The sequence below is a fragment of the Sulfitobacter sediminis genome (assembly GCF_040811725.1).
Taxonomy (GTDB): Bacteria; Pseudomonadota; Alphaproteobacteria; order Rhodobacterales; family Rhodobacteraceae; genus Sulfitobacter; species Sulfitobacter sediminis.
Window position 1 is genome coordinate 1 of record NZ_JBFNXX010000116.1, and the last position, 372, is coordinate 372.

Below are 372 nucleotides of genomic sequence, written 5' to 3' on the forward strand. Positions count from 1 at the left end.
TTTGCCAAGCTGGTGGATCGGCTGGACGCGGCAGAGGCATCTTTTGTGTCGGTCACCCAGAGCTTCAACACGGCGACAAGCATGGGACGTCTCACGCTCAACGTCCTGCTAAGCTTTGCCCAGTTCGAACGGGAGGTCACGGCAGAACGCATCCGGGACAAGATCGCAGCATCCAAGCGCAAGGGGCTCTGGATGGGTGGGAATGTGCCCCTTGGTTACCAGGCTGATGGCCGGACCCTGAAGATCGATGCGGCAGAGGCCGCGACGATCAGATGCCTTTATGAGCTCTACCTGGAGCATGGCGCTATCCGGATCGTGAAGGAGCACGCGGACGCCTTGGGTCTCAGATCACGCCAGCGCCTGCGCGGGGCA

Annotated in this window: 1 protein-coding gene; it reads left to right on the plus strand. The window is 61.3% G+C overall.

The features are described from left to right. Positions 1-372 (plus strand): recombinase family protein (locus AB2B41_RS23400; protein ID WP_367880234.1); only part of this gene is annotated, 372 nt, incomplete at both ends.